At 63.5% G+C, this 23,672-nt stretch carries 18 protein-coding genes and 2 pseudogenes; 9 read left to right on the top strand and 11 right to left on the bottom strand.

What is annotated here, in order from left to right; translation table 11 throughout:
• Positions 1–88: 88 nt before the first annotated feature.
• Together dnaJ and WM40_RS13790 are read left to right on the top strand one after the other, a co-directional pair.
• Positions 89–1,222 carry a molecular chaperone DnaJ gene (gene dnaJ / locus WM40_RS13785; RefSeq protein WP_024901764.1) on the top strand — a complete coding sequence of 378 codons (1,134 nt, stop codon included), beginning with the start codon at positions 89–91 and terminating at the stop codon, positions 1,220–1,222.
• A gap of 6 nt (positions 1,223–1,228) precedes the next feature.
• A complete protein-coding gene (locus WM40_RS13790) occupies positions 1,229–3,511 on the top strand; it encodes a chorismate-binding protein (RefSeq protein ID WP_157685793.1) in 2,283 nt (760 codons plus the stop codon).
• Positions 3,512–3,634: 123 nt separating this feature from the next.
• Here the strand turns inward: WM40_RS13790 and panB are convergent, their stop codons facing one another.
• The 6 genes from panB to hda form a co-directional block, all read right to left on the bottom strand.
• On the bottom strand, positions 3,635–4,450 hold the full coding sequence (gene panB / locus WM40_RS13795; protein WP_046153119.1) for a 3-methyl-2-oxobutanoate hydroxymethyltransferase: 816 nt from the start codon (positions 4,448–4,450) through the stop codon (positions 3,635–3,637).
• On the bottom strand, positions 4,447–5,238 hold the full coding sequence (locus tag WM40_RS13800) for a deoxynucleoside kinase (protein WP_046153142.1): 792 nt from the start codon (positions 5,236–5,238) through the stop codon (positions 4,447–4,449). Before WM40_RS13800 ends, panB begins: the two co-directional genes overlap by 4 nt.
• A gap of 259 nt (positions 5,239–5,497) precedes the next feature.
• Positions 5,498–6,028, bottom strand: a complete 531-nt coding sequence (folK, locus tag WM40_RS13805; RefSeq protein ID WP_024901760.1) for a 2-amino-4-hydroxy-6-hydroxymethyldihydropteridine diphosphokinase — start codon at positions 6,026–6,028, stop codon at positions 5,498–5,500.
• Positions 6,029–6,054: 26 nt separating this feature from the next.
• Positions 6,055–7,878 carry a polynucleotide adenylyltransferase PcnB gene (gene pcnB / locus WM40_RS27920; protein WP_236693512.1) on the bottom strand — a complete coding sequence of 608 codons (1,824 nt, stop codon included), beginning with the start codon at positions 7,876–7,878 and terminating at the stop codon, positions 6,055–6,057.
• Between the two features lie 334 nt (positions 7,879–8,212).
• Complete coding sequence (locus tag WM40_RS13815) at positions 8,213–8,893, bottom strand: histidinol-phosphatase (protein WP_046153120.1); 681 nt, start codon at positions 8,891–8,893, stop codon at positions 8,213–8,215.
• A gap of 11 nt (positions 8,894–8,904) precedes the next feature.
• Positions 8,905–9,747 carry a DnaA regulatory inactivator Hda gene (gene hda, locus WM40_RS13820; protein ID WP_046153144.1) on the bottom strand — a complete coding sequence of 281 codons (843 nt, stop codon included), beginning with the start codon at positions 9,745–9,747 and terminating at the stop codon, positions 8,905–8,907.
• 318 nt (positions 9,748–10,065) lie between these two features.
• On the opposite strand from hda, the gene purM reads away from it, so the two are divergent.
• Positions 10,066–11,130 carry a phosphoribosylformylglycinamidine cyclo-ligase gene (gene purM / locus WM40_RS13825; protein ID WP_024901755.1) on the top strand — a complete coding sequence of 355 codons (1,065 nt, stop codon included), beginning with the start codon at positions 10,066–10,068 and terminating at the stop codon, positions 11,128–11,130.
• 115 nt (positions 11,131–11,245) lie between these two features.
• Here purM and miaA read toward each other — a convergent pair whose 3' ends face one another.
• Positions 11,246–12,271 (bottom strand): tRNA (adenosine(37)-N6)-dimethylallyltransferase MiaA, encoded by a 1,026-nt coding sequence (gene miaA / locus WM40_RS13830; protein WP_024901754.1) that lies wholly within the window; start codon positions 12,269–12,271, stop codon positions 11,246–11,248.
• Complete coding sequence (mutL, locus tag WM40_RS13835; RefSeq protein ID WP_413783804.1) at positions 12,268–14,496, bottom strand: DNA mismatch repair endonuclease MutL; 2,229 nt, start codon at positions 14,494–14,496, stop codon at positions 12,268–12,270. Before mutL ends, miaA begins: the two co-directional genes overlap by 4 nt.
• 212 nt (positions 14,497–14,708) lie before the next feature.
• Here mutL and WM40_RS13840 point away from each other — a divergent pair, with 212 nt between their 5' ends.
• A complete protein-coding gene (locus tag WM40_RS13840) occupies positions 14,709–15,386 on the top strand; it encodes a VTT domain-containing protein (protein WP_046153146.1) in 678 nt (225 codons plus the stop codon).
• A gap of 31 nt (positions 15,387–15,417) precedes the next feature.
• On the opposite strand, the gene WM40_RS13845 is transcribed toward WM40_RS13840, so the two are convergent.
• Positions 15,418–16,962 (bottom strand): N-acetylmuramoyl-L-alanine amidase, encoded by a 1,545-nt coding sequence (locus WM40_RS13845; RefSeq protein ID WP_096335510.1) that lies wholly within the window; start codon positions 16,960–16,962, stop codon positions 15,418–15,420.
• Between the two features lie 217 nt (positions 16,963–17,179).
• Positions 17,180–18,022: a tRNA (adenosine(37)-N6)-threonylcarbamoyltransferase complex ATPase subunit type 1 TsaE gene (tsaE, locus tag WM40_RS32485; protein WP_052738321.1), complete on the bottom strand. Its 843-nt coding sequence runs from the start codon at positions 18,020–18,022 to the stop codon at positions 17,180–17,182.
• A gap of 68 nt (positions 18,023–18,090) precedes the next feature.
• Here tsaE and queG point away from each other — a divergent pair.
• The 4 genes and pseudogenes from queG to plsY form a co-directional block, all read left to right on the top strand.
• Positions 18,091–19,251 (top strand): annotated as a pseudogene (gene queG / locus WM40_RS13855) (tRNA epoxyqueuosine(34) reductase QueG); the annotation flags it as partial.
• Between the two features lie 77 nt (positions 19,252–19,328).
• A complete protein-coding gene (gene xerD / locus WM40_RS13860) occupies positions 19,329–20,342 on the top strand; it encodes a site-specific tyrosine recombinase XerD (protein ID WP_082102712.1) in 1,014 nt (337 codons plus the stop codon).
• Between the two features lie 2 nt (positions 20,343–20,344).
• Positions 20,345–20,842, top strand: coding sequence for an aminoacyl-tRNA deacylase (locus WM40_RS13865; protein WP_024901747.1), 498 nt, complete (start codon positions 20,345–20,347; stop codon positions 20,840–20,842).
• A gap of 205 nt (positions 20,843–21,047) precedes the next feature.
• Positions 21,048–21,671 carry a glycerol-3-phosphate 1-O-acyltransferase PlsY gene (gene plsY / locus WM40_RS13870; RefSeq protein ID WP_036007175.1) on the top strand — a complete coding sequence of 208 codons (624 nt, stop codon included), beginning with the start codon at positions 21,048–21,050 and terminating at the stop codon, positions 21,669–21,671.
• On the opposite strand, the gene WM40_RS13875 is transcribed toward plsY, so the two are convergent.
• The gene (locus tag WM40_RS13875) at positions 21,672–22,157 is read right to left on the bottom strand and encodes a YajQ family cyclic di-GMP-binding protein (RefSeq protein WP_024901745.1); all 486 of its coding nucleotides are present in this window, start codon (positions 22,155–22,157) and stop codon (positions 21,672–21,674) included. It abuts the gene before it with no gap.
• A gap of 300 nt (positions 22,158–22,457) precedes the next feature.
• Between WM40_RS13875 and murB the strand changes: the two are divergent.
• Positions 22,458–23,559: pseudogene (gene murB, locus WM40_RS31450) on the top strand (UDP-N-acetylmuramate dehydrogenase).
• Positions 23,560–23,672: the final 113 nt, after the last annotated feature.

Genomic DNA, 23,672 nt, shown 5'->3' on the forward strand with positions numbered 1-23,672 from the left:
GGTTTTTTCCGCTGCTGCCTGACTGGATAACGCGTCGCGCGGCGCGCAGGGATAGGCTGACCGTCAAGAGGCGACACAAGGTACGACGATGTCAAAACGTGATTTTTACGAAATTCTGGGTGTGGCGAAGAATGCCAGCGACGAAGAGCTGAAAAAAGCTTATCGGAAGCTGGCCATGAAGTATCACCCAGACCGGAACCCGGATAACAAGGATGCGGAAGAGCGTTTCAAGGAGGCGAAACAAGCCTATGAAATGCTGTCCGACCCTCAGAAACGCGCAGCGTATGACCAGTACGGTCATGCCGGCGTGGACCCGAACATGGGTGGTGGCGCCGGTGCGCAGGGCTTTGGCGGCTTTGCCGACGCGTTCGGCGATATCTTCGGCGATATCTTCGGCCAGCAGGCCGGAGGGCGGGGGGGCCGTACGGGACCGCAGGTGTACCGCGGTGCCGATCTGCGTTACAGCATGGAAATCACGCTGGAGCAGGCGGCGCACGGCTATGACACACAGATCCGCGTGCCGGGCTGGACCGAATGCGATGTCTGTCACGGCCATGGCGCCAAGCCGGGCACAAAGGCGCAAACTTGTCCCACGTGCGGTGGCCAAGGCCAGGTTCGGATGTCACAGGGCTTTTTCAGTGTTCAGCAGACCTGTCCGAAGTGTCATGGGACGGGCAGCTATATTCCGGACCCCTGCACGAAGTGCCATGGCGTAGGCAAGGTCAAGGAAACGAAGACCCTCGAGGTCAAGATTCCGGCTGGTATCGACGAAGGCATGCGCATACGGTCGGCGGGCAACGGCGAACCTGGCGTCAATGGCGGGCCGGCCGGTGACCTGTATATCGAGATCCATATCAAGGCGCACACGGTTTTCGAGCGCGATGGCGACGATCTGCATTGCCAGATGCCGATTTCGTTTACCACGGCGGCCCTGGGTGGCGATATCGAAGTGCCCACGCTGAATGGTCGGGTGACGTTCCCGGTCCCCGAAGGCACGCAGTCTGGCAAGACGTTCCGCTTGCGGGCCAAGGGTATCAAGGGTCTGCGGTCCAGCATTGCCGGTGATCTCTACGTGCACGTGGGTGTGGAGACGCCGATCAAGTTGACTGACGAGCAGCGTGCCTTGCTGCAGCAATTCGAAGCGGCCCTGGCCGAAGGCGGCTCGCGGCATAACCCGCAAAGCAAGAGCTGGTTCGACAAGGTCAAGAGCTTCTTCGAGTAAGTCGCGGTGGATGCGGTGCGGACGCCACTTCGGGGGGAACCGTTTGCCTTGCTGGACGACGCCCGGCCCATGCCCACCGGACAACATGCCGCTCGGCCTTCGGTCGCGGCTGGACAGCGCGGTGGCGGCGCGCCGGCGACAGCGACCAGCCGGCTTTATACCGACTATCGACACACGCGTCATTGCACCCATCCCGCGACATTCGAGCAGACATGGCAGCAGGTTGAAGTCGATCTCGCCGCTGGATTGCATGCGGTCATCCTTGCCGACTACGAGTGGGGCGCCGCGCTGGCGTCGTCCGGCAGTATTCCCTTGGCGGGCGGCGCGTTTCGTGTCCTCTGCTTCGCGCACTGTTCGCGTCTGACGCAGGCGCAGACCGATGCATGGCTAAGCCAAGTCAACGCTGAACTCGCAGATGGCGACCTTGATGCGCCTGTACTACCGGATGCGATGCCTCGTTCCACCGCGGCATGCGTACCGTGCGCTGTATCTCCCGCCGCTGTTACGTTGCGTTCTCCCGATTCCCCTCGCGCTTCGCCGCGCCCCAGCGGCATTGCGGACCTGTCCGCAAGCGTCACCCGTGCGGCCTTCGATGCCGCAATCGACACCATTCATCAGGCGCTGCGTGCCGGAGACAGTTATCAGGTCAACTACACGTTCCGGTTGGCATTCGGTGTCTATGGCGATCCCGTTGCGCTGTATTGCCAATTGCGTCAACGGCAGCCAGTGGCATTCGGCGCATTGATCCGCACCCCTGCAAGCTGGGTGCTGTCTGTTTCTCCCGAGCTGTTCGTCCGCCATGACGATGGCGTGCTGTCGGCCAAGCCGATGAAAGGTACGGCCGCGCGCATACCGCACGATCCGGAGGCGGATCAAGCGGTGGCGCGTGCGCTGCAGGCTGACGAGAAAAATCGCGCCGAGAACGTCATGATCGTCGACTTGCTGCGCAACGATCTCGGACGTATCGCGTCCGTAGGCAGCGTGCGGGTGGATCGCTTGTTTGACGTCGACGCCTGGCCATCCGTATGGCAAATGACGTCAACGGTGCGTGCCGAACTGGCGCCTGGCAAGCGCTTCCCCGATGTGTTGCGGGCGTTGTTCCCGTGCGGCTCGATTACGGGTGCGCCCAAACATGCCGCGATGGCCCTGATTCAGCAGATTGAGACAACGCCGCGCGGACTTTACACCGGTGCCATCGGCTGGATCGATCCACCGTCCGGGCCGCCAGTGAATCTCGCGGATGCAGCGAAGCACCGATGTGGTGATTTCTGTCTTTCGGTGGCGATTCGCACCATCACCATCGATGACCCACAAACGGGTGACCGAGGCGCGAATGACGGCCTGTTGCCGGCCCGCGCCGGAATTGGCGCGGGAATCGTGCTGGACAGCCTTGCTGCCGACGAATATGCCGAATGCTGGCTGAAGGCGCGTTTTCTTACCGGTGCGGATCCGGGATTTGCGTTATTCGAAACCATGGCGTTGACCGTGGCGACTGACCTTGCCAAGACCGTCTCGCTTTTGCCTGGAAGGGACACCAACGCACGACCGGTAGCGGCACGCGTTGCGGCGCTGACTTGCGCCATGCCGTTTCTGCCGCGCCATCTCGCCCGACTGGAAAAGGCCGCGGAACGACTGGGGTTCGATTGGTCGATCGATCGGGTATTGGCGTCGATTGAGACGCAACTCAAAGCGGTCTTGGCGGTTGCGTCATCCGCACCGTCGCATACGGTATCCGCATCCGCGCCAACACCCACGAGCACGTCCATGTCATTGGACCGCTTCGTGCCAGAGGCGACATTCGCGCCGACGCATCGTGTCCGACTCGCCTTGTCTAAGGACGGTACGCCGGTTTGCACGATCGCGCCGCTGGCGCCGTTGGGCGCGGAACCCGTCGGCTTGCTTCTGGCAGTCGACCATGGTCATGCACCGGTTCGCGCCGATGATTTTCTGTTGCGTTTCAAAACCACCGCACGCGGGCATTACGACACGGCATGGCAGGCCGCGGTGACGCAAGGCGCGTTCGATATGTTGTTCGAGAATACCTCGGGTGAGTTGACCGAGGGCGGCCGCAGCACCGTGTATGTGAAATTGGACGGCCACTGGTACACACCGCCCGTGCATTGCGGGCTACTGCCGGGCGTCTTTCGTGGCGCTATCCTTGACGGCGTTGTGCCGGGGGTGCCGCTCGTCCGCGAGCGGGTCCTCCGACGCGACGACCTGGCCCGCGCGGAAGGCTATGCATTATCGAACGGTCTGCGCGGCTGGATAACCGCATCCATCCAGCGTTGATGGCCGATGTGCGACGGCGCATGCCGTGGCGCGACGCGATCCAAGGCGGAACGATATTGCCCGGAAGGTCGGCCAATGGGTGCGGTGATCGGATTGATCTCCTCCGATCACCGCACCGGCGTATCAGAATGTATGTTCCTCAGCCGGAAACTGTATGTCCTTGACGGCTTGCACATACGCCGCAACGCCCGCTGCGATCGACGGTTCACCGGAGACGAAATCACGAACGAAACGCGGACGCTTGCCGGGAAACACGCCGAGCAAGTCATGCAGCACCAGCACCTGGCCGGAGCAATCGGGACCGGCGCCAATACCGATCGTCGGCACGGCGAGCGCATCGGTCAGTTCCGCTGCCAATACCGCCGGCACGCCTTCGATGACGATCAATTGCGCGCCGGCATCTTGCAAGGCCTGGGCGTCGTCCTTCATCGTCTGCGCCCCTTCGATCGTGCGGCCCTGGATCTTGAATCCCCCCATGGTATGTACCGATTGCGGCATCAGGCCGATATGCGCGCAGACCGGCACTGACCGCTCCACCAGAAAGCGCACCGTGTCGGCGAGCCACGCGCCGCCTTCCAACTTGACCATCTGCGCCCCTGCTCGCAACAGCGTTACCGACGATGCAAAGGCATCGGCGGGTGTGCCGTAGGTGCCGAAGGGCAGGTCGGCGATGATCAACGGCCGCGAGGCGCCACGGGCGACGCAGCGGGTGTGATAGGCGATGTCGTCGAGCGTCACAGGCAACGTGGTGGCATGTCCCTGCAGGACGTTGCCTAGCGAGTCACCAATGAGCAACACATCCACGCCCGCCTGTTCTAGCAGCGCCGCGAAGCTGGCGTCGTAACACGTCAGCATGGCGATCTTTTCGCCGGCGTCCCGCATGGCCTGCAGCGCGGGCACCGTGATGGCGCGGCGTTCGGTGGACTGTAGGTAACTCATAAGGACCCTTTGACAAAAAATTCGCGTGGCCCGCGCATCCGGTGGATATGGTCGAGCAGCAAGGCGAGATCGGCTTCATCCTCGGCGGGAGCCATGTTCTCGGCGTTGACCGTCAACAACGGTGCGGCCTCGTAGTGATAGAAAAACTGGTTATAAGCGTCACACAGAGCGCGCAAATAGGCATCCGACATCTGCAGTTCAACGCCGCTGCCGCGTTTCTGGATTCGCGCGAATAAGGCTTCGGGGCTCGCCTGCAGGTAGATCACCAGATCCGGCACCGGCGATGGGTTCGGCAATTGCGCGGCCAGTCGCTGGTAAAGGGCAAATTCTTCCGGATCGAGATTGAGTTCCGCATACAACGCGTCTTTTTCCGGCAGGAAATCGCTGATTACCGGCCCCAGTCCCGCCAGGGTGCCACTGGCCGTACCTATGATCGATCCTGACGTTCCCAACGCGGCGGCGCTGGACGTCATACCCTGCCCACCGCCGGGTCCCACACCCACCGCCGCGTGCTTCAAACCGGCAGCCAAACGGCGTCGCTCCAACAAGAAGTGCTGTTGTACAGCCAACGCATGCCGTGCCGGGTCACGATAGAAGCGTTCCAGGAACGGATTGGCATGCGGCTGTTCGAACACCGGTGTCATCGCCCATTTTTCGGCAAGCACCTTTGCGAGTGCGCTTTTGCCTACTCCCACCGGACCCTCGATCACCACATAGCCATAGCGGGGCCGCCCTTCGGCGTCTACCGGCCATTCTGGTGCCGTGACCGGCCGCGACGGCGCGGTGATCGGCAGGTCGGCAATACTGTTGACGCCGATGATCGTGTCCGGTGGCAGGGCGTCCGGCTCGAGGCTTGAATGCGCGCCTATGGGCTCACCGGCCGCGCGATCGGCACCGCTGGCGGAATAGGATGACAATGGCGCTGGTGCAAATCGAGATCGGTTCATCGGCGACGAAAAGAGGGTGGAAGGGTGACCGTCAGGCAATGGGGTCGGGCACCGGGTAAATGGGTTGCGGACAGGCGATCATGTGATCGAGCGGCGCACCTTAGACAGGGTCGGGCGGCGAACACAGCGAGGCGGACGGTATCCTGCACTGGCACGTCGCGACGATGTCGATGCGTTGGTCGCTCACCGCCGCGAGGAAGTCCGCCGCGCGCCCCTTGCCAGGCACGACGACATCGCCGTCGAGTTCCAATAAAGGCTGCAGCGCGAACGCCCGCTCCGTCAATCGTGGGTGCGGAATTGCCAGGTCCGGCTCGTCCAGGCATACGTCGCCGTACAGCAGGATATCGACGTCCAGCGTCCGTGGGGCGTTGTGATAGGGCCGTTCACGACCGAATTCGTGCTCGATGCCCTGGCACAATTCGAGCAAGAAGCGGGGCGGCAACAAGGTGCCTATCGCCACGACAAGATTCAGGTAATCGCCCCCGCTTGCATCGATCGGGGCGGAGCGATAGAGGCTCGACTTGCCGAGCACGATGATGCCCGGCCGTTGCGCCAGCGCAATGACCGCGTCTTTCAGCGACTGTCTCGCGTCGCCGAGATTGGCACCCAGTCCCAGATAGGCAACTGTCATAGCGTAAGACCGTTACAAAGTGCGTGTTACACCGTTGGGGTCGGGACATCGGCACTACCATCACCTTCCTGGCCGCCGTCCTGCCTGCCCTGCCCACCGCGTCGCCGCCGACGTCGCGGTCGAGCACGGGAACCGGCTTCACGCGGGCCGTTGTTCAGCAACGCCTCGCGTGCCTCGAAGTCGCCTGTAATGAAATCGGTCCACCATTGACCCAATGCAGCCTCGATCTCTTCCGATTCACACCGCAACAAGAAGAAATCATACGCCGCTCTGAATTTCGGGTGTTCGAGCAGTTTCAAGGCACTACGGCCGGCGCGCTTTTCCAGGCGCGGCTGCATCCCCCAGATTTCCTTCATATCGGTGACGAACCGCCGCTGGATCGCCAGCTTGCCGGTCTGCGCATTCATCACGTCGTCCATGGCGCGATGCAAGGCCGGGATGGGCAGTTCGCCCGCGGTTGTGTACTGTTTCCAACTGCGCAGCGTTTCATGCCATAGCAACGCCGCGAACAGGAAGCCCGGTGACACTGGTTTGCCCGCGCGGATGCGCTGGTCCGTGTTGGTCAAGGACAACGTGATGAATTTCTCGCTGACCGGCTCGGACAGTGCCGACTCCAGCATCGGCAACAGATGCTGGTTCAAACCTTCGGCGCGCAACTTCGTCAGGCATGCCAGAGCGTGACCGGACAGCAGCAGCTTCAGCATTTCATCGAAAATGCGCGCGGCCGGCACGTTGTTCAACAAATCCGCCATGGCCGCGATCGGCGCCCGCGTGGCGGGCTCGATATCGAAACCGAGCTTTGCCGCGAACCGCACCACGCGCAACATCCGCACCGGGTCCTCGCGATAGCGCGTCTCCGGGTCGCCGATCATTCGCAGCGTGCGCGCGCGCATATCGTCGATGCCGGCGTGGTAGTCGAGCACCGTCCGGCTCGACGGGTCGTAGTACATCGCGTTGATCGTGAAGTCCCGACGGCGTGCGTCTTCATGCTGCTCGCCCCAGACGTTGTCGCGCACCACGCGACCACTGGCATCCACGGCATGCAGGCGGCGATCCGGGTCCTCGCGGCGTCGACGGCCGCGCCGGTCGCCGCCGCGTCCACCTTGTGCCACCGGGCCACGCGCGCTGTCCTGCCCACGGTAACCGATCGTGTTCCCGTTCACATCGTCTGCATGCACGTCCGGATCGGCGTCGTCCCCATCATCCTCGGCCTGTCCGTGCGCGTCACCGTCGTCGTGTTCATGGTCGCTATCTACACGGCGCTTCGGCGCAACTTCGGCCCGGGCCATGTCGCGTCGTCCCGTCTCGGCGGCAGCGGCAACGATCGAGGCATCTGCTGCCGCCGCCGCGGCGCTGTCGGCGGCAGCGGTCTCGGGTGTTGTCGCCGGATCCACCATGGCGCGGAACGTGGATACCTCGATGATCTCCATGCCGAACTGCACGTGCACGATTTGGAAGCGTCGGCCGATGATACGGGCGCGACGGAACAAGCGCTGAACCTGCTCCGGTGTGGCGTCCGTGGCGACGTCGAAGTCTTTAGGCGCGACGCCGAACAACAGATCGCGCACGGCACCACCGACGATAAAGGCGCGGAAACCGGCTTGTTGCAGCGCATCGGTGACGCGTACCGCATTGCGGGAAATCAGCGACGGGTCGATACCATGGACGTCGGCAGGAATGACGACCGGCACATCCGGCGTGACGAGAGACGCGGGCGTATCGGATTTTTTTCGATCCCCGGCCGGTTGGACATCGCGGGCCGGTCTGCGGCTTCCCGCGCCGCCACGCGATATGGCCGCGGCGTCGGAGCGAGCGGCAGGCGCCAACACGGCGTCCGGGCGCGCGCTCATGAGGTGGCCACTGTTCGCGCGAATCGACCGGGCACGGCGAGCGACACCGGCACCGTCGCTACGCGTCGTGGCCGCCTGCGCTGCGTCGCCAGCAGCGCTGTCGGCGGTCTCGGTGTGCGCCACCACCTTGCGCGCGGCACGTTCGCGGCCGCGTGCGGCAGAGCCCGGGGCACCTTGCGCCGGAGCCGTGCCGCGCGAGCGCGACCGTGCCGGGGTGTCCGTCGATGCGGGATCGTGTGCCGGATCGGTCGGCGCCGCGGAATCCGCTTCCGCGGTGGTGGGCAGTGCGTCTTCCGGACGGCCCAGCAGTTTTTTAATAAATTTTGTAATCACGTCAATTAAAGAGTTCGAGGATGCGCCAGCCGTGAGCGGTCGCATGCGCGCGCAACGTCTCGTCCGGGTTCGTCGCAACGGGGTCGCTGACCTCCAGCAACAGCGGCAGGTCGTTACGCGAATCGCTGTAGAAAAAGGTCCGCGAAAAATCGCCAAGTGTCTTGCCTTGATCGGCCAGCCAGCTATGCAGTCGTGTGATCTTGCCCTCTCGGAAACTCGGCACGCCGACGATCTCGCCGGTGTAACGACCGCGCGGCGCATTGTTTTCGGTCGCCAGATCGATGGCGATGAGGTTATCCACGCCCAGGGCCTGCGCGATCGGCCGGGTGACGAATGCGTTGGTGGCCGTGATCACGCAGCACAGGTCTCCCTGCGCCTGGTGCGAATGCACGAGTTCCCGCGCACTGGGTAGTAGCTGTGGACCGATCACCTCGGTCATGAAGCGTGCGTGCCAGGCATCCAGTTCATCACGCGAATGCCGCGTCAACGGGGCGAGCGCAACTCGCAGGTACGCGTGAATATCGAGGCAACCGTTCTTGTAGTCTTCATAGAATCGCTCGTTGTCCCGTTGGAATTGCACCGGGTCGACCAGCCCGAGCTGAATCATGAAGCGTCCCCACGCATGATCGCTGTCTGTGGGGATCAAGGTGTGGTCGAGGTCGAATAAGGCGAGTCGGGTCATGGAATGTGATTCTACTTGATGCGGCCCGTGCGAGTTCGCGCGGAATGGGGGGAGGGGGGCGGTTTTGGCGTCGGGACCGGCGTGTCGACGGTCGGCGCCAAGATGCCATCGGGTGCATCGGCCAGCATCGCGCGCAGCAGGGGCAGTGTGATGGCGCGCTTACGTTCCAGTGCGAATTGCCCTAGCGCGTCGAGCAGTCGTTTCAGGCTCGGCATGTCGCGCTGGTAGTGGTGCAGCAGGTGGGGCGGGACGTCGGGCGCCAATGCAAAGCCGCGGTCGCGGGCGGCAATCTGCAGGGCGGAGATCTTCTCGTCGTCGTTCAGCGGCGCCAGACGGTAGACCAGTCCCCACCCAAGCCGCGTGCGCAAGTCGTCGCGAATGGTCAGGCCGCGCGGCGGGGCCGCGCCAGTGGCGACAAAGGCGACCTTCGGGTCCGCCTGGATTTCGTTGAACAGATTGAAGACCGCGATCTGGCGTGCCGGCGGCAGCCGATCGCAGTCGTCGATCGCGTAAAGCAGCACGTGGGAATCAAAGCCGAAGCTCGACAAGGGGCTTTGCGGGGTCAGCAGTCGTACCCGTTGCCGGGCCGCGCCTGCTGGCGCGTCGGCGGTGTCGATCGCATCGCACAAGGCATGCAGCAGATGACTGCGGCCGCTGCCGGATTCACCCCAGACGTAAAACACGCGGTCATCGGTGGCGCGGGCAAACCCCGGCCGTTGGAGATCGGGTGTGGCAAACACGCTACGGCGCAATTGTTGCAAGCGACTGATCAGTTCCGCGTTCGGTCCGGCAATGAAATTGTCGAACGTCGCCGGTGGTGGTGTTCCCAGATCGAGCAGCAACTGGCGGCTGATGGGAGGCGATGTCCCCGAGGGGGCGATCGCGACGTCGGTCTCGCGAACGCCCGGCGTCGGCTGACGCGTGCCGGCCTGACCGGACGGCAAAGGGCGCGTCAAGACCCTTCTCCGGTCCGCGTGCGCGGACCTGCATCGGCCGCGCACAGGGCGCGGCCGCGGAGGCGGCGGCGAAACGACAGCAAATTCATCGGGGAATCCATCGGGCGGCAGCCTGCATGGGGTAAAATCCGCATTTTACCGAACCTGCCGCGAGCAGACGGTGTCCTTTCACGATGCCATGCGATTTTGCATGTGCTTTTCTCCCGCTTTTTCGTCATGAATGAACCGAAAGACCTTCCCGTGAACGCTTCCGCCTCTGGTCTGTCCTACCGCGACGCGGGGGTCGACATCGACGCGGGCGACGCGTTGGTCGATCGTATCAAGCCGTTGGCCAAGCGCACGATGCGCGAAGGCGTCCTGAACGGTATCGGTGGTTTTGGCGCGCTGTTCGAAATTCCGAAGCGCTACAAGGAGCCGGTACTCGTCTCCGGCACCGATGGCGTGGGCACCAAGCTGCGCCTGGCATTCGAGCTGAACCGTCACGATACCGTGGGCCAGGATCTCGTCGCGATGAGCGTCAACGATATCCTCGTGCAGGGCGCCGAGCCGCTTTTCTTCCTCGACTATTTTGCCTGCGGCAAGCTGGATGTCGATACGGCCGCACGCGTGGTCGGTGGCATCGCCACCGGTTGTGAGTTGGCCGGTTGCGCGCTGATCGGCGGGGAAACGGCGGAAATGCCGGGCATGTATCCCGACGGTGAATACGATCTGGCCGGTTTCGCGGTAGGTGCGGTGGAAAAGAGCAAGATCATCGACGGCCGTGGCATCCAGGCAGGTGACATCGTGCTGGGTCTTGCATCGAGTGGCATCCACTCGAATGGCTATTCGCTGGTCCGCAAGATCATCGAGCGCGCGCAACCGGATCTGGATGCGGATTTCGATGGCCGCTCATTGGCCGACGCGCTGATGGCGCCCACGCGCATCTACGTGAAGCCGGTGCTGAGCCTGCTGCAACAGGTCGATGTCAAGGGGATCGCCCATATCACTGGCGGCGGCCTGGTCGAGAACATTCCGCGAATTCTGGCGGAAGGCCTGACCGCTGAACTCGATCATCGCGGCTGGCCGCTGCCGCCGCTATTCGGCTGGCTGCAAAAGCACGGGGGCGTGGCCGATGCGGAAATGCATCGCGTGTTCAACTGTGGGATCGGCCTGGTGATAGTCGTCTCCGCCCAAGACGCGGCGAAAGCCAGCGCGGCGCTGTCGGCCGCCGGTGAAGTGGTCTGGCAAATCGGCGCGGTGCGTGCGCGTGCCGCGGGCGAGGCTCAGACCGTCGTTATTTAAGTCGGTCCGGGAAAAAAGGGGCGCGATGAGGTCTGAACTGACCCCATCGCGCCCCTTTTTTATTGGTTCGCTTCTCGTACCGTCGTCACCCTTGATGAGGGAAAGGCGGGTGGCATCAATGTTCCGCCGCGGCGACGCGTAGTCGACCCAATGCGTCGATCACGGCATGGCTTGCAACGTCCACGATATCATCGCGGACGCAGTCGATCACCGTGCGTTGACCTATCTTTCTGAGCCAGGTCAACTGACGTTTGCACAATTGGCGCGTGGCGAAGATGCCTTTGTCGCGCATAGCCGGCCAGTCGTCTCGACCCTCCAGGTAGTCCCACGCCTGTCTATATCCGACGCACCGCATCGAGGCCAGGTCCGGATGCAGATCACCCCGCGCGTGAAGCCGCCGTACTTCGTCAATGAAACCGTGTTCCAGCATCGCATCGAAACGCTTTGCGATGCGATCGTGCAGGACGGCGCGATCGGATGGCTCCAGCGAGATCACGGTATAAGCGTTGGCGGGCGCCGGGGGCGTGGCGCCGCTGCGGCTCGCATCGGCGTTTGCATCCGCTTTTTGCCGGGCGAGCCAGTAGGACATCGTGTGGCCGCTGACCATCAGGATTTCAAGTGCGCGCTGGATGCGCTGGGCATCGTTGGGAGCAAGGCGTGCCGCGGTGTCTGGATCGTGTTGCGCAAGGCGGCGGTGCATGGCTGGCCAGCCATCGCGGGCCGCATCGGCGTCGAGTTGCGCGCGAATCGCGGCATCGGCCTGAGGCAACGCGGCAAGTCCTTGCGTCAGCGCATGGAAATACATCATCGTGCCGCCAACGATCACCGGCTGCGCGCCACGCGCGCGGATTTCGGTGATCAGGCGCAGGGCGTCGTCACGAAATTCGGCGGCCGAATAGGCTTGCCGCGGATCGCGGATATCGATCAGCCAATGCGGGATGTCGGCGCGCTCGGCGATACTCGGTTTCGCCGTGCCGATGTCCATGTCCCGAAACACCAGCGCGGAGTCCAGGCTGATCAATTCGACCGCGCGACCAGATGCGCGCTCATGACGCGCGACGGCCAACGCGGTCGCGGTTTTGCCGGAGGCGGTAGGTCCCAATACGCAGACGACCGGGAGGGAGGCCGAGGCTGCCGTCATTGACCACGCATGAAAAGACGGTCCAGGTCACCGATGGTCAACTGATACCAGGTCGGGCGTCCATGATTGCACTGGTCGGCGCGTTCGGTTGCTTCCATCGCGCGCAGCAACGCGTTCATCTCGTCGAGCGTCAGGCGACGATTGGCCCGTACCGCGTGATGGCAGGCCAACGTGCCGAGCAACGTGTGTTGATGCTCGGTCAGCACGCGCGACCCGCCCCAGGCGTGCAGATCGGCGATCAGCGCCCGGGCGAGTGACGCCAGATCGGCTTCCTTCAGGAGCGCCGGGACCGATCGGATCGCCAGAGTGGTTGGCGAGATGGGGGCGATATCGAAACCAAGCGCTTCCAGCGTCTCCCGGTTTTCCTCGACCGTGCCCACCTCGACCGGATCGGCAGGCATCGATACTGGAATCAGCAAGGGCTGTACGGCAATGCTCCGGTTCGCCAGCGCGGTCTTGAATTGCTCGTACAGGATGCGTTCATGCGCCGCGTGCATGTCGACGATCACGAGTCCACGCCCGTTTTGCGCGAGCACATAGATGCCATGCACCTGTCCGAGCGCGAAACCGAGCGGATGGGCATCGTCATCGTCCCAGTCGCTGGCGTCACCGCCCACTCCGGCCAGTCCCGGACCCGTGTAAAGGGGCGACCCGGCTTGCGCCTCTGTGTCGGTTCGCGCGGTCGCCGAGCCTGCCTGGTAGGATGCCCCCGCCTCTCCTGCGAACAGCGGCGACGCCGGACGCCATCGAGGATCGTCGCCGTGTCCGCTGATGCCTTCCGCGCTGGCGCCGGTACGCGCGTCACCCGTGCCGTCGGCACCCTCGGTATCGTCGCGTCGGCCGAACAAGGCGCCGTAGTACGAAGCGGTCGCACCGGCGTCCGGCGTGCCGAAACCGCCTCGGACACCACCGGCGCCGCCGCCGTAATACTGGCCCGTGCCACCGCCTTCGGCGCCAAGGCGGCCGATCGGCAACGACGCTTGCCGGGTCGGTTGGAGCGGCGCGGATGACCGCCACGCCGGCATCGTCTGCGCGACATTACTGGCGTCGCCGCTGGTGGTCGCGTCGTCTCCCTTTGCCGCAAGGCCATCGGGGCCGATGACCGCGGCATGGCCACCGTGCGTCGTGTCGGGCGATTGTCCCGCGTGACGCGCCAACGCTCTCTGTACCGAATGAAAGACGAACTGGTGAATCGATCGCGAGTCGCGGAATCGTACCTCTATCTTCGACGGATGCACGTTCACATCGACGGCTTCGGGTGGCAGATCCAGGAACAGGCAGTACGCGGGAAAGCGATCACCGTGCAGCACGTCCTCGTACGCCGCGCGCACCGCATGGTTGAGCAGGCGGTCGCGGACAAAGCGGCCGTTGACGAAGAAATACTGTTGATCGGCACGCGTACGGCTGGTCGTGGGCAGGCCGGCGCACCCATAGACGGCGATCGGCCCGGCTACCTCGTCCACCGGCAGGAATGCGCGACTGAACGCCTCGCCCATCACCGCGCCGACACGCTGCACCGGTTCGGCGGCATTCCAATGCTCGACGGCGCGACCGTTGTGCAGTACCGAGATGGCGACGTCCGGCCGTGACAACGCCGCGCGGCGGACCATTTCCAGGCAATGCCCGAATTCCGTTTGCTCGCTTTTCAAGAACTTGCGGCGCGCGGGTGTATTGAAGTACAACTCGCGGACGTCGATGACGGTGCCCTGGCCACCTGCCGAAGGCGCGATCACGCCGGTATCGGCATCAATCCGCGTGGCGTGCGGGGCGGCGGCGGTCCGACTGGCGATGCTTACCTGCGCGACTGACGCGATGGACGCCAGCGCTTCGCCGCGGAACCCGAGCGTGGCGACGGATTCCAGCTCCGACAACGATCGGATTTTGCTCGTGGCGTGTCGCATCAGCGCGAGCGGCAGTTCGTCGGCGGCAATACCGCCGCCATCGTCGGTGATGCTGATGCGTTTGACGCCGCCGCCTTCCAGCACCACGCGCAGCGACGTAGCGCCGGCGTCGAGCGCATTTTCCAGCAGTTCCTTGACGACCGACGCCGGCCGCTCGACGACTTCGCCCGCGGCAATCTGACTGATGAGCTGATCTGGCAAGGCACAGATCGGACGGGCGGCTTGCCGCCCACGCCGGGGGCCGGGCGCCGTTTCGGCAACAGGCAGCGGTGCGCCGACGCCAAGGGAGTCGGCATCGAGATCGGGGGTGTGGGCTTGATTCAAGGTTAACGCGGTGTTAACGAACGATGCGGAAAACGAGGCAGGATCAGGTCCGCGCGGCGCGATGGCTGTGTGGCCGATAGCGCATCGGACTTTGACGAATTATAGCGACAATACCGGACGTCACCGGCGAATCCATCGGCGTGCAGGGTGATTCCGGTATGATGTTCTGCGCCAAGATGGCGTCAACCGACCCAACCACAAGGAAAGACGATTTGGATACCGTTCTGCAATTCGCCGGCATGATTCTTCATATCGACAAATTCCTGGGGCCTTTCATCGCGAACTACGGCGCCTGGGTCTATGCAGTCTTGTTCCTGATCGTATTCTGCGAAACGGGCCTGGTCGTTTTTCCCTTTCTCCCCGGTGATTCGCTGCTGTTTATCGGGGGGGCGTTCGCGGCCAGTGGTGCGATGTCATTGGGCACCCTGCTGGTGTTGCTGGTTGTTGCGGCGGTACTCGGCAATACCGTCAACTATATGATCGGCAGCGCGATTGGACCGAAGGTGTACGAGTCGAATTGGCGGTTCCTGGACCGTACGGCGTTGCAACGGACGCATGGCTTCTACGAACGCCACGGCGGCAAGACCCTGGTGCTGGCCCGCTTCGTACCCGTCGTGCGGACGTTTGCGCCGTTCGTCGCCGGTGTGTCGGGAATGAGCGTGGCGCGATTCCAGTTGTTCAATATCCTGGGCGCGCTGTTCTGGGTGGTGTTGCTGGTGGTGTGCGGTTATTTCTTCGGTAACCTGCCGTTCATCCGTCAGTATCTGAACGTGATCGCATTGGTGGGTGTCTGCGCGGCCGTCGTGCCGGTTGCGTTGGGTGGCCTGTACAAGATGCTGCGTCAAAAGCGTGGAACGCCTTGCGCGACCGACTCGTCGCGCAAGGCGTAAGCCTTGATTCGACGCATGACTGCGCGGCGGCTTATACCACGGTGTTCTTCGCCAACGGCGGGTGCGCCGCCAGGTATTTCTTGATGCCGCGCAGAATGGCCGAGGCCATCTCATCGCGATAGCCATCGGTCTTAAGCTTGGCTTCCTCATCCGGATTGCTGATGAAGGCGGTCTCCACCAGCACCGACGGGATATCCGGTGACTTCAACACGGCGAAGCCGGCTTGTTCGACATTGCGGCTATGGAGTTTGTTGATCCCGCCAATCTCATTGAGCACGTAATCGCCGTATTTCAGACTGTCGCGGATTTGCGCCGTCGTCGACATGTCGAGCAAGGCACGCGTCAGCGCGACGTCCTTGGTACCTGCCGGTACGCCGCCAATCTCGTCGGACGCGTTTTCCCGATTGGCCATCCACCGCGCCGCGGCACTGCTGGCCCCATGTTCCGATAAGGCGAACACCGAGGAGCCGTTTGCGGCCGGTGTCGTAAAGGCATCGGCATGGATCGAGACGAAAAGATCCGCGCCGACGCGTCGGGCTTTTTGCGTGCGCACGTAAAGCGGTACGAAGAAATCGGCGTCGCGCGTCATCATCGAGCGCATGTTGGGCTCGTTATCGATCTTTTGCCGCAGTTTGTGCGCGATGTCGAGTACCACCGTTTTCTCATGCATGCCGGTCTGGCCGGTCGCGCCCGGGTCCTCGCCGCCATGACCCGGATCGATGGCAATCGTCAGCAGTCGTAGCGTCCTGGGTCCCGCCTTGGCCGGCCCCTTGAAACCGTAATTGTCGCGTTGCGCCAGTTCGGTCGGCGGTGCCGACTTCGGCAACGCGGCCTTGCCGCCACGCGATGTGATCGTGGGATCTGCCCCATCCGGCGAAAGCGGTTTCGCGTTGGCGAACGTCGAGGCCGATGGCGCAGTGGGTGGCGCGTCCGGCCGGGCCTGGTCCGCGTACTGGCGGAAGAACGCCTCGGTGTCGTCGTTCTGCGGCGATGACGGTCCTGATAGCGGGGCGCGGGGCGGATTGTTCCGCTGCGCCAATGCCTGCTCTTTCCCCTGCGTTTGTTTCAATAACGCCATCAACGGGTCGGGTGGCACGGCGGGATACAAATCCAGCACGAGCCGGTTCCGATAATTTCCCACCGGTGCCAACGTGAACGATTGCGGTTTCACCGCCCCTTTCAAATCGAATACCAGGCGCACGACGCGCGGTTGGTATTGGCCGACGCGGACATTCTGAATCTGCGGATCATTGGGCTGGATCTTCGCGACGAGGTCGCGCAGCGGTCGATCCAGATCGAGCCCCTGGAGGTCGACGACGAGCCGATCCGGGCTGGCGAGAATCTGCTGTTGAAACTCGAGCTTCTGGTCCGATTCGATCGTGACACGGGTGTAGTCCTGCGCAGGCCAGACGCGGACGGCCAGCACGGACGACGCATGCGCGAGACGCGGCACGGCAAGTCCGAGCATGGCGGTGGAAGCGCCTGCTTGCAGGACCTTGCGGCGACTCCAGCCACTGGCAGCGCCGGCGGCGGACTCGATCGATCGGAAAGGCTTGATCAGCATTTGGAGAAGAATCTGAAGAAAAACGCGCTAGTATCTGTTTTGTAAGAAAACTTTATTGCGCTTGTTGCGGTTATCTTGCCAGAATCCAGCGAGAATGTGCGGATTGCGTGTTGCCCGTTCAGCCTGTCTGTGTAACGAAAAGTGACGTTTGGGCCGCGACTGATGCGATGTGAAGTTGGACGGGGGGTTGAGATGCGGGCAATCTGGCGTGGAAACATGGCGGGCGGGATCAACCCTTCGCGACGATAGACAGGCAGGCCGCTCCGAGCGGGCTCGTGGCCTGTGCATCAAGCGTCCGCGGTGAACCGTGATCCAACGGCGAGGCGTTGATCTCGCTTCTGTCATCGCTTATCGGGTCCGCATCGCAAGCGGCGGTATCCGGCGCAGCGGCCGGGTCGGTCTCGACGCGCAATGTCAGGATCAGGTCCGGAGTTGGCAGGACGCCCGCCGCCTGAGACGGCCATTCGATCAGGTTCAACGCACGGGCAGCCAGGTAATCATCGAAACCGGCTTCACGCCATTCGTCGGGATCGGCAAAACGGTAGAGGTCGAAGTGGTGGATATGCAACGTGTGCGGAACGGGTGTCGCGCGTGGCACGGCATACGGTTCGACCAGCGTATAAGTGGGGCTGCGCACCCGGCCGGTGTGGCCCAGCGCCCTTAGCACGCCGCGGACGAAGGCGGTCTTGCCCGCGCCGAGGTCTCCTACGAGATGCACCTGTAAGCCTGTCTCGGGCTGCAGCCCGCTGAACGCTGCCGATGCGTCGCCCGCGCTGCCCGGTGCATCATCGGTGATCGACATGCTCGGGGTGGGGCTGTCGTGCGGGGCATCGGTATCCGCCAGACCTGAGGCGGTAGTCGGAAGAGGGGACAAGGCGGTGGCGAAGACGGATGCGAAACGCGCGGCCAGCGCCGCCGTGGCGGCTTCATCGGACAAGACGAACCGGTGCGTGGATGACATGCCGGTGCGATCCGCTGGACCGGCGCTGGTCGCGGCACTATTCACCGGGTCGTCGGCCGCATTGGCGGGAAGGTGGGGTTTCGGATCTGGCACGGTGGGACGAGCGGGCATTGCGTAAAATGGCGACGATGAGTGCGATGGTAACCCCGCCCGGTCCGGGCGCAGAGAACGTGGACGCGATGCCAGGCGCGGCGAGCCCCGGCACGTCCGTCGCCGCCAACGGTCCGCCCGATGCTGCGGCCCTGGCGCGCCTTGCCGCGCAGGTCAAGACGTGGGCCCATGAATTGGGTTTCGACGCGGTTGGCATCAGCGATATCGATCTGCGTGATGCGGAGCCGGGTCTGTTGGCGTGGCTGGCGGCGGGGTTCCATGGGCAGATGCATTATATGGAAAAACATGGTCTGAAGCGTGCCCGTCCTGCCGAGTTGGTGCCGGGTACGCAACGGATCATCAGCGTACGACTGCCGTATCTGCCGGCAGGCCTCGGTGACGACTGGCGTGTGGAGGAGGTACGTCGACTCGACGATCCGGACGCGGCGGTGGTGTCGGTCTATGCGCGGGGCCGCGATTATCACAAGGTGATGCGGCAACGGCTGCAGCGGCTCGCTGACCGTATCGGCGAGGCCATCGGCCCGTTCGGCCATCGCGTCTTCACGGATTCCGCGCCGGTCATGGAAGTTGAACTGGCGCGTCGCGCCGGGGTTGGCTGGCGTGGCAAGCACACGTTGTTGCTGGCCCGGGATGCCGGCTCGTTCTTTTTCCTGGGCGAGCTGTATCTCGACATTCCGCTGCCGGTGGACCGCGCGACACCTGACGCCGACGACGCATCTTCCATTGATGGCGCGCATTGTGGCGCATGCCGTCGCTGTCTGGATGCCTGCCCGACCGGTGCTATCGTCGCGCCGTTTCGGCTGGATGCGCGCCGTTGCATTTCGTATCTGACCATCGAATTCGAGGGCAGCATTCCGGAAGCGATGCGCCCGGCGATGGGCAACCGCATTTACGGATGCGACGATTGCCAGACCGTCTGTCCATGGAATAAATTCGCCAAACGCGCCGATACGCCGGATTTCGATAGCCGTAACGGTTTGGACAGCAGTCGCCTGATCGATTTGTTTGCCTGGACCGAAACGGATTTCGACACGCGGCTGAGCGGCAGTGCGATTCGGCGTATCGGCCATGCGCGCTGGTTGCGCAATATCGCGGTGGCGCTGGGCAATGCGGTGCGCGTGACGCCCCCAGGAGGGGCGCGGCAGCGTTTGTGCGATGCGTTGGCGCGGCATGCCGACCATCCGGATGCGGTGGTGCGGGAGCACGTCGCGTGGGCCGCCGCGCAAGCGGACCTGCCGGCATCCATGGCAACGGCGGACGCGATCACGCGCACGACGGCGGCCCCGGCCGCGCAAGGAAAATGAGCATGGTGAGGACAGTCGAGACGGACGCCGCTAAATCAGTGTTGAAGAGAACGCCTAAGACAGCAACGAAGACAGCATCTGCAAAGCCGTCCGGCGATGACGTGGCGCCTCCGAGTTTGCCTGCGGCGCCGCGCAGTCTCGCGTTGATCGACGCGTTTTGCGATGCCTTGTGGCTGGAGCATGGGCTCGCAAAAAACACGCTCGAAGCGTATCGGCGCGATTTGCGTCTCTTCGCCGAATGGCTGGCCGCACATGGCGCGCCGCCGCTGGATGTCGCTGATGAGCCGGCGTTGACCGCCTATGTGGCCGCACGCGGCGATGGACGCGCGACATCCGCGAACCGACGGCTCGCGGCGTTCCGGCGATTCTATGCATGGGCGTTGCGAGAGCGGCATGTACAGCGCGATCCGACGCTGCGCCTCCGTGCCGCCAAGCGTCCGGCGCGTTTTCCCTCGACGCTGTCCGAGAAGCAGGTGGAAAGCTTGTTGGCGGCACCGGATGTCGACACCGATCTCGGGCTGCGCGATCGCACGATGCTGGAGCTGATGTACGCGAGTGGGTTGCGTGTCTCGGAACTGGTGAATTTGAAAACGGTCGAGATGGGACTGAACGAGGGTGTACTCCGCGTCTTCGGCAAGGGGTCGAAGGAACGTTTGGTGCCTTTTGGCGATGAGGCGCAGGAATGGCTGCAACGCTATCTGCGCTCCGCGCGTCCCGGTTTGTTGGGCGCCCGCAGCGCCAACGCATTGTTCGTTACCGCGCGTGGGGAGGGCATGACGCGGCAGGCTTTCTGGTATCTGATCAAGCGCTACGCGTTGCGCGCCGATATCCGCGGGCCGTTATCGCCTCACACCCTGCGCCATGCGTTCGCCACGCATCTGCTCGATCACGGCGCGGATCTGCGGGCGGTGCAGATGCTGCTCGGCCATGCCGATATTTCGACCACGCAAATCTATACGCACGTGGCGCGTGAACGCTTGCGGACGCTGCACGCGCGCCACCATCCACGGGGATAGCAGTGAAGAAGAAAGACCACGTATCGGAGACGCCCGCGACGCAGTTCCTGCGCAAGCACGCGGTGCCGTTCGAGGGGCATGCCTATGATTACGTCGAGCACGGCGGGACCGCCGAATCCGCGCGACAGCTCGGCGCCGATGAACACAGCGTGGTGAAAACGTTGATCATGGAGGATGAACGGGCGCAGCCGCTGGTGGTGCTGATGCACGGCGACTGCAAGGTGTCGACGAAAAATCTGGCGCGTCAGGCGGGGGCGAAGCGAATTGAACCGTGCAAGCCCGATGTGGCGTCACGGCATTCCGGCTATTTGGTAGGGGGCACCTCGCCGTTCGGCCTGCGCAAGGCCATGCCGATCTACGTGGAATCGAGCATCCTGTTGCTGCCACGCATTTTCATCAATGGCGGCCGTCGCGGGTATCTGGTAAGCCTGGCGCCGTCGGTTCTTACCACGGTACTTGCTGCCGCGCCGGTCGAGTGCGCGCTGTACGACACGGACTGACCGATCGGGGGCGCCATCGCGGCCTGCATTGCGAAGGTCAATAGCGCGACGCCGAGACGTGGCTCGACGGTCCCTGCGCTGATCGGGCAAACCCTTGCGGGCCGATTGCTTGCTGCCGCCGACGCGGTACAATCGCGGCGGTCCGTGGTTGTCCGTCAGGCATGACCCGGTCCGTTTTCCAGATGCTCCAGCGAGATCCGTCTTGATCAGCCAACTCATTGCCGTCGTGCTCAGCTATCTGCTGGGCTCCGTTTCATTTGCCGTCGTCGTCAGTGCGGCGATGGGATTATCGGACCCTCGCTCCTATGGGTCGGGTAACCCCGGCGCCACCAATGTGCTGCGCAGCGGCAATCGGAAGGCGGCAATTCTGACGCTGGTCGGGGATGCGTTGAAGGGCTGGCTGGCGGTCTGGCTCGTGAGCCTATGGGTGCACACGCATGGTTGGACTGCGCCGGATGCCCAGTGCGCGATTGCCGCTTCCGGCATCGCGGTCTTTGTCGGGCATCTCTGGCCGATATTTTTCCGCTTCCAGGGCGGCAAGGGCGTTGCCACCGCCGCCGGCGTCCTGTTCGCGATTCACCCGTTGTTGGGACTGGCGACGTTGGCAACGTGGCTGGTGATGGCCGCCGTGTTTCGCTATTCGTCGCTGGCAGCGTTGGCGGCAGCGCTGGCGGCGCCGTTTTATCACGCCTGGCTCTCGGGCGGTGCAAACCGCATCACGTGGGCCGTCGCGGTGATGAGCCTGCTGCTGATCTGGCGCCATAAAGCCAATATCACCAAGCTGCTCTCCGGCACGGAAAGCAAGCTGGGCGGCAAGAAGAAAACGTAATCAGTCGCGGAAGTTGTTGAAGTCGAGGGGGGTGTCCGTGATTTCCTTCTTCAACAGGGCGATGGTCGATTGCAGGTCGTCGCGCTTGCCGCCGGACACACGAACCGCATCGCCTTGAATGCTGGCCTGGACCTTGATCTTGCTGTCCTTGATCGTTTTCACGATCTTCTTCGCCAAGTCGCCGCTGACGCCTTTCTTGATCGTGATGACTTGCTTGACCTTGTCGCCGCCCACCTTCTCGATCTTGCCGTAGTCGAGGAAGCGGACATCCACATTCCGCTTGGCCATCTTCGACACCATGACATCCTTGACCTGACCGAGCTTGAAATCGTCATCGGCATGGACTGTCAGTTCCGTGTCCTTATGTTCCAGGCGTGAATCCGATCCCTTGAAGTCGAAGCGCGTCGAGATCTCCTTGTTCGCTTGTTCAACTGCGTTCTTCACTTCGATCATGTTGGCTTCGCAAACGACGTCGAATGTTGGCATGGTGCTTTACTCCTGATAGCGCTGATAGGGCTACCCGCGTTTCGAGATCGCGGGCCGTTATAATCTCTGACCGCGTCATTTTACCGTTGTCGGCCCGCCGGGCGATATGGCCCCCCCGATCGCGCCGCTCCACTGATCCCGTTTCCCGCCGATACGCCAATGTCCGTCGATGCTTCGCCCACCCCTTCCGCAGCCACTTCCGGCCACGCCACCGGGACCGTGGCGTCCAGCCATCCGGTGACGGGGGGGGATGCCACCGGCCAGGCCACGGCCGCGCGCCATGCACCGGTGCGGGACTGGTTGATACCGGACGTTGCCTTACGGCAATGGAATACGTTCGGATTCGATGTGCGCGCCCGTTTCGGCGCGACCGTCGACAGCGCGGACGCACTATGGGCGGTGTTGCGTGATCCACGGGTGGCCGGCCTGCCGGTCCACGTTCTCGGGGGGGGGCAGCAACATCGTGCTGACTGGCGACCTCGATGCGCTGGTCATCCGCATCGCCCTGCGCGGGCGGTCGATTGTATCCGCTTCGACTGCCACCGGGGTCGGGCATGTCGCGAGTGCGGCGTCGGCGCGCCCGCATGACGATCGGTCCGAAATCCATCCTGCGGCTGCCGACGTGGTCCGCGTCCGGGCCGGTGCCGGCGAGCCGTGGCACGCGTTTGTCGACTGGACGCTGGCGCAGCGGTGCCCCGGCCTGGAAAACCTGGCATTGATCCCCGGCACTGTGGGGGCCGCGCCGGTTCAGAACATCGGCGCGTATGGGGTCGAAATCGCCGACTTCTTCGACGTGCTGACCGCGATGGATCGCCATACCGGTGAAATCCGGGAATTCAACCGTGACGACTGCCGTTTCGACTATCGAGACAGCATCTTCAAGCAGACCGACGGTCAGCGCTGGATCATTCTCTCCGTGACGTTTGCCCTGCCTCGCCGGTGGACGCCCCGCCGTGCCTACGCGGATCTCGACCAGGTGCTGCAGGCGCGTCACTGCGCGATGCCAACGCCGCGGGACATCTTCGATGCCGTCGTCGCCGTGCGCCAAGCCAAATTACCCGATCCGGCCGTGATTGGCAATGCCGGCAGTTTCTTCAAGAATCCGGTGATCGACGCCGTGCGGCATGCCGCGTTGAAGGGCCGGGAACCGGACCTTGTGTCGTACGCCCAGGCGGACGGTGGGTACAAGCTGGCGGCGGGCTGGATGATCGATCGATGCGGGTGGAAGGGGCGAGGCCTTGATGCAGACAGTCCTGCCCGTGTTCATGACCGGCAGGCGCTGGTGTTGACCAACGCTGGCGGTGCGACCGGTAGCCAGATCATGGCGCTGGCCGAACGGATCGCCAACGATGTGGAGCGGCGTTTTGGCGTGCGCCTGGAGGCCGAGCCGCGGGTGCTCTAGGCACGCACGGATAAAAAAGTGGCCCGCCGACGCTACCGTCAGGCGGGCCTCTGCTTGTTCCGTGCCGGAATGCGTACGTGGTCAGAGCGCATGGGAATGCATCCCACGCCCCG

This window comes from Robbsia andropogonis (genome assembly GCF_000970345.1).
Taxonomy (GTDB): domain Bacteria; phylum Pseudomonadota; class Gammaproteobacteria; order Burkholderiales; family Burkholderiaceae; genus Robbsia; species Robbsia andropogonis.